We start from the raw sequence: 5,989 nt of genomic DNA, 5'->3' as shown, positions 1-5,989 counted from the left end.
GGCCTGATGCTGAACCGTGCAGCCGCCGCTGCTCGTTGCGGCTCTGCGAGCGCCGGGCTGCTCACCCGGCGCGCAACGCTTCGGCGAATTCGCTCGCGCTGCCACCGTTCCCGAGTGCGAGCACGTGCCGCATCGTGTCCTTCGCGTCCGCGCCGAAGTTGTCGGTGAACTTGGCGCGGATGTCCTCGTGGGTCAGCGGGCGTTCGGCGTGCCCGCGGTTGACGTCCTCGCGCCGGGTGAGCTTGCGGCCGTCCCGCAGCAGGATCTCCACTTCGCCCGAATATGCCTGCGGGAAACGGCTTTCCGGATCGTCGGCGATCTCGACCAGCTCCGCGAGCCGCAGGATCTCCGGGTCCGCCAAGGAATCCGCGGCGAACTCGGCGAGCGTGAGCCGTCCGCGCGCCAGGCAGGCCCCGGCGATGAACGGGAGGCTGAACTTCGCGTCGTAGTCGTCCTGCGGGCGGCGCTTGCGTTCGATCGGATCGCAGACCGCGGCGGCGGGCGTTTCGTGGATGCGGCAGCGCACCGAGTCCACTTCGGACGCTTCGACGCCTGCGGACTCGCGCAGCGCCAGGATCGCGTCGGCGAAGGCGTGCGTGAAGTGGCAGCTCGGGTACGGCTTGACCGCGGTGTCCAGCAGCTCCCAGCGCTCGCCCAGCCCGTCGAGTGCGTCTTGCGCGTCCCACTCGGAAGTCTGCAGGTGCGTCGCGTACAGGCCGTAGCGGCCTTCGTAGACCTCGGGCGGGCCGGGCCAGCCGGTCGCGGCGAAGGTCGCCGCGGTGATCGCGCTGTTGGCCGCCCAGCCCGGGTGCAGCCGCTTGGTCCACGCGCCGTCGGCCAGGAACTCCAGCAGGCCCGAAGCCATCGAGCCGACGATGCGCTGCGACTCGGCGATTCCGTCCGCGCCCGCTCCGGCCAGTTTCGCCGCGCTCACCGCGGAACCGAACGCCCCGGCCACACCCGTCGGGTGGAACCCGGCGTCGTGGAAGCCGCCGCGGGCGACCTTGCCGACGCGGGCGCTGATCTCGACGCCGAGCACGTAGGCCGCGAGCAGCTCCTCGGCGCTGCGGCCGTGCTTGATCGCGGCGGCGATGCTCACCGGCAGCGCGGAAGCCGACACGTGGGTCACCGCGGGCATGTGCGTGTCGTCGAAGTCCAAGCCGTGCACCAGGATCGCGCCCAGCATGGCGGCTTCTCGCGGGGCGAGCCGGTCCGGCAGGCCCAGCACCGGCTGCTCGCCGGGGCCGAGTTCGGCGACCGCGCGCCGGGCGTTGCGGGCGAAATCGTGCTCGGTGGCGGCGAACGCGACGCCGACCGAGTCCAGCGCGAGGTGCCGCGCCCGCTCCAGCACCTCGTCCGGGATGTGCTGGGCAGTGGTGCGGGCGGCGAATTCGCCGAGCACGTCCGCGATGGCGGGCATGGCGCCTCCATGGCTGTCGGACCGGCGGGCCGGACCGGGTGGTCTCGCCGTTGACGACCGCCGGACACCATCAGTCTGCAAGCCTCGCCACGACACCCACAAGACAAACGTCAGACTTTTCCGAGCGAGCTTTCCGAGTGAACGGCCCGCTCGTCCAATCTATTCAGTCGAACAGTCCGTTCACTCGGGAAGGAACCGGGAGACGGGGGGAGGTCAGTCCTCCATGCGCTCGTAGAGCGGGCGCAGCGCGAGGAGGTGTTCGCGCACGAGCTCCTCGGCCGCGTCGGCGTCGCCCGCGGCGACCGCCTCGTGCACGCGAGCGTGCTCGGCGTCGATGTCCTCCCACACCTCCCGCGCCACCCGATCCCGGTGCAGCCGCGTGCGCAGCACCGCGTTCACCGGCTGGCACATCATCCGAAGCAGCGGGTTGCCGCTGGCCGCCACCAGCGTGGTGTGGAAGTCCCAGTGCACCGCGAAGCCCTCGTCCGGATGCAGGTGCCCGGTCTTCTCCGTCGTTTCGCGGAGTTCGGCGAGATCCGCGGCGTCGGCGCGCTCGGCGGCGAGCCGGGCCGCGGGCGGTTCCAGCAGCAAGCGGGCTTCCAGCAGGTTGTCCACGCTCATGTTCCGCGCGTTGACCAGCAGCCCGAGCGTGCCGCCGAGGTGCTCGGCGACCGCTCCGGCGTCCGGGGCAGCGACGAAGCTGCCACCGGTCACGCCGCGGGCGGTGTCGATCAGGTGCTGGCTGGCCAGCAGCCGCAGCGCCTCGCGCACGGTGGAGCGGCTGACCCCGAACATGCCGCCCAGCTCGGCTTCGCTCGGCAGCTTCGCCCCGGAGGGCAGCGCGCCGCTGACGATCTGGTCCCGCAGCTGCTCGGCCACCTGCCGGTAGGCGGCCTGCACCGGGCGCACCCGCAGCTTCGCGCCGTCGTCCGCCGTCATCTCCGCCCCCCGGTCGGTCGGTGTCGACCCAGCGTACGACAAACCGGACCGCTCGGAGCAGACCACGGCAGCAAAATGTCAGACGTATTGCGTGGCGAGTTCGCCCGGACGCATACTCCGGGAACTCCGGCGAATCGGGGGGAACTCCGGCGAATCGGGGGAACTCCCGGCGGCGCACCGGCACCGCCGGGCGGGCGAAGGGCGAACAGGAGGTGCGGCGGTGACCGTGCACGAAGCTCAGCAAGGGCGCTTCTTCGAGGACTTCGCCGTCGGCGACGTCTACCGGCATCCGCTGGGGCGCACCATCAGCGAAGCGGACAACACCTGGTTCACGCTGCTGACGATGAACACCCACCCCGCGCACTTCGACGCGAACTACGCCGCGCACACCCCGTTCGGCAAGGTGCTGGTCAACTCCGGGCTGACCATCGCGATGCTGCTCGGGCAGAGCGTGCGCGACATCAGCCAGCGCGCGGTGGCCAACCTGGCGATGACCAACGTTGCGCTCACCCACCCCGTGTACGTGGGCGACACGCTCTACGGCGAATCGATCTGCACCGGCAAGCGGGAATCCAAGTCCAAGCCGTACGCGGGCCTGGTGAACGTGCACACCCGCGGGCTCAACGCCGAAGGCGACGAGTGCCTGTCGTTCGACCGCACGGTGTTGATCTACAAGCAGGCGCACGCCGCGGAGATCGACTCCTTCCCCGCGGCCAAGAACGGCCCGCTGTCGCTGGAAGCCGGAGGTGCCGAATGAGCGGGCTTCCGTTGCAGGACGTGCGGATACTGGCCGTCGAGCAGTACGGAGCGGGACCGTTCGGGTCGGTGCACCTCGCCGACCTCGGCGCGGAGGTCATCAAGGTCGAGGACCCGCGCTTCGGCGGCGACGTCGGCAGGCAGACCCCGCCGTACGCCGAAGGCGGCGACTCGCTGTTCTTCGAGGCGTTCAACCGCAACAAGCGCTCCGTGCTGCTGGACCTGACCAATCCGCAGGGCCGGGAGGTCTTCGAGCGGCTGGTCGCGGTCAGCGACGCGGTCTACTCGAACCTGCGCGGCGACGTGCCGGAGAAGATGCGCATCCGCTACGACGACCTCAAGCACCTCAACCCGCGGATCGTGTGCTGTTCGCTGTCCGGGTACGGGATGACCGGGCCGCGCAGCGAGCAGCCCGGCTACGACTACATGTTGCAGGGCCTGGCGGGCTGGATGTCGGTGACCGGTGAGCCGGACGGGCCGCCCACCAAATCCGGACTGTCCATGGTGGACTACTCGGGCGGACTCGTGGCTGCGCTGTCGATGCTCTCGGCGATCCACGGCGCGCGGCGCGACGGTGTGGGCTGCGACTGCGACGTGAGCCTGTACGACACCGCGATCGGGATGCTGACGTACTTGGCGACCTGGCACCTCAACCGCGATTTCGAGCCGAAGCGCACGCACCACTCGGCGCATCCGAGCCTGGTGCCGTTCCAGAACTTCCCGACCGCGGACTCGTGGATCGTGATCGGCTGCGCGAAGCAGAAGTTCTGGGAGAAGTTCGTCGAAGCCATCGGTTCTCCGGCGTGGGCGGCCGAATCCCGCTTCGCCACCCCGGCCGAGCGCTACGAGAACTCCGCCGAGTGCGTCCGGCTGATCGAGCGGGAACTGGCCGGGCGAAGCACCGCGGACTGGCTCACGGCCCTGGAAGCGGCCGGTGTGCCGTGCGCGCCGATCAACACCGTTCCGGAGGCGCTGCGCGAAGAGCACACCGCTGCGCGCGGCATGGTGGTGCGGACCGAGCATCCGAGGTTCGGGCAGGTCGAGCAGGTCGCATCTCCGGTGCGCGCGGGCCAACCGCGCGCCGAGCACGACCGCGCGCCGCAGCTGGGCGAGCACACATCATCCACTTTGGACGATCTGATCGGCGTGGACGCGGCGGAATTCCGCAGGCTCGCCGCCGGAGGCGCTTTCGGAGCGGAAGGAGACGCGCCGTGGACTTCGAGCTGAACGAGGAACAAGCCCAGTTCCAACGGGTCCTGCGGGACTTCGTGGACGCCGAGATCGTGCCGGTCGCCAAGGAGTGGGAGCAAACCGACCGCTACCCCGCCGAGATCATCGACAAGATGGCCGAACTCGGGCTGTTCGGACTGCTGGTGCCCGAGGAGTACGGCGGGGTCGACGCGGACTTCGTGACGTTCACCCTGGTCTTCGAGGAGATCGCGCGCGGCTGGATGGGCATCGGCGGCATCCTCGGCAGCCATTCGGTGTCCACCTGGATGCTCGCCAGGCACGGAACCGAGCAGCAGAAGCGGAAATACCTGCCGGAGCTGGCGACCGGGGCGCGGCGCACCGGCATCGCGCTGACCGAACCCGACGCGGGCACCGACCTGCAGGGCATCCGCAGCACCGCCGAGCGCGACGGCGAGCACTACGTGCTCAACGGCAGCAAGATGTGGATCACCAACGCGCGGCACGCCGACCCGCTGCCGGTGCTGGTCAAGACCGACCGCAGCGCCGAGCCCGCGCACCGCGGCATGAGCGTGCTGCTGGTGGACGCCGATGCGCCCGGTTTCACCGTCACCAAGGACATCCCGAAGCTCGGCTACAAGGGCACCGAGTCCTGCGAGGTGGTGTTCGAGGACGTGCGGGTGCCCGCGGAGAACCTGCTCGGCGGGGTGGAGGGGCGCGGTATGCAGCAGGCCCTTTCCGCGCTGGAGACCGGCCGGTTGAACATCGCAGGGCGCAGTCTCGGCATCGCGCAGCGCTCCTACGACGAGGCGGTGGCCTACGCGGGCGAGCGCGAAGCGTTCGGCCAGGCCATCGGGCAGTTCCAGGCGATCCAGCTGCGGATCGCGGAGATGGCCACCCGATTGCAGGCCGCGCGTCTGCTGTCCTACTGGTCGGCGAGCAAGCTGGACCGCGGTGAGCGGGCCGACCTGGAGACCGGCATGGCCAAGCTGCACGCCTCCGAGGTCGCGTTGCAGGCCGCGCAGGAATCGATGCGGGTGCACGGCGGGTACGGCTACTCGAAGGAGTTCGAGATCGAGCGGCTCTACCGCGACTCGATCCTGATGACCATCGGCGAAGGCACCAGCGACATCATGCGCACGGTGATCGCGAAATCGCTGCTCGCGGGCAAGGGGAAGGTGGGCTGGTGACGGTCGGGCGCCGTCCGGTCCGACGGGTTGCGCCAGGCGGTCGTTAGGCTGGGAGGCGTGCGTGGTCGGTCAAGCCCCGGCCGGTGGGTGCTGCTGGTCGGGCTCGTGCTCGGAGTGTTGCTGATGCATCACGTTCCGGCGGGGCACGGTGGGCACGGCCAGGTCGACGGGCATGCCGCCACGGCTTCCCAGCAACCCTCGGCTCCGCAGCAACCGTCGGCTTCCCAGCAGCACACCGTGACTTCGCAACAGCACGCCGTGGCCGGTGCGCACGCTCGCACAGCCGCTGAGCACCGAACCACGGTCAACGCCGCGACCGATCAGCACGGCCTGCACGATCCCGCGGCTCGCGCCGGATCGATCGATGCGATCCCGGCGCCGCAGCACGAGCCGCTGCACCTGTGCCTGGCGATCCTCGCGGGGAGCGCCTCGGTGTGGCTGCCGCTGCTGGGCAAGGTCTCCCGTCCGGTCGTGCCCGTTCCCGCGCCGCGGCGGG

Annotated in this window: 6 protein-coding genes; 4 read left to right on the top strand and 2 right to left on the bottom strand. The window is 70.3% G+C overall.

Annotated elements, in window-relative coordinates; translation table 11 throughout:
- Window positions 1-61: 61 nt before the first annotated feature.
- Together IJH84_RS09220 and IJH84_RS09215 are read right to left on the bottom strand one after the other, a co-directional pair.
- Entirely contained in the window at window positions 62-1,420 is a 1,359-nt protein-coding gene (locus IJH84_RS09220) for an MmgE/PrpD family protein (protein WP_295142720.1), read from the bottom strand.
- Between the two features lie 213 nt (window positions 1,421-1,633).
- Complete coding sequence (locus IJH84_RS09215) at window positions 1,634-2,359, bottom strand: FadR/GntR family transcriptional regulator (RefSeq protein ID WP_295142717.1); 726 nt, start codon at window positions 2,357-2,359, stop codon at window positions 1,634-1,636.
- A gap of 220 nt (window positions 2,360-2,579) precedes the next feature.
- On the opposite strand from IJH84_RS09215, the gene IJH84_RS09210 reads away from it, so the two are divergent.
- The 4 genes from IJH84_RS09210 to IJH84_RS09195 all read left to right on the top strand — a co-directional run.
- Window positions 2,580-3,116 (top strand): MaoC family dehydratase, encoded by a 537-nt coding sequence (locus IJH84_RS09210; protein ID WP_200069583.1) that lies wholly within the window; start codon window positions 2,580-2,582, stop codon window positions 3,114-3,116.
- The gene (locus IJH84_RS09205) at window positions 3,113-4,342 is read left to right on the top strand and encodes a CaiB/BaiF CoA-transferase family protein (RefSeq protein ID WP_295142714.1); all 1,230 of its coding nucleotides are present in this window, start codon (window positions 3,113-3,115) and stop codon (window positions 4,340-4,342) included. Before IJH84_RS09210 ends, IJH84_RS09205 begins: the two co-directional genes overlap by 4 nt.
- Window positions 4,327-5,493 (top strand): acyl-CoA dehydrogenase family protein, encoded by a 1,167-nt coding sequence (locus IJH84_RS09200; RefSeq protein WP_295142708.1) that lies wholly within the window; start codon window positions 4,327-4,329, stop codon window positions 5,491-5,493. Before IJH84_RS09205 ends, IJH84_RS09200 begins: the two co-directional genes overlap by 16 nt.
- A gap of 57 nt (window positions 5,494-5,550) precedes the next feature.
- Window positions 5,551-5,989 (top strand): hypothetical protein (locus IJH84_RS09195; protein WP_295142705.1); only part of this gene is annotated, 439 nt, incomplete at its 3' end.

This window comes from Saccharopolyspora sp. (assembly GCF_017434145.1).
In the GTDB taxonomy this organism is placed as follows: Bacteria; Actinomycetota; Actinomycetes; order Mycobacteriales; family Pseudonocardiaceae; genus Saccharopolyspora_C; species Saccharopolyspora_C galaxeae.
Note: the sequence above shows the minus strand (reverse complement) of the source record. Positions and strands in the feature narration are given on the sequence as shown.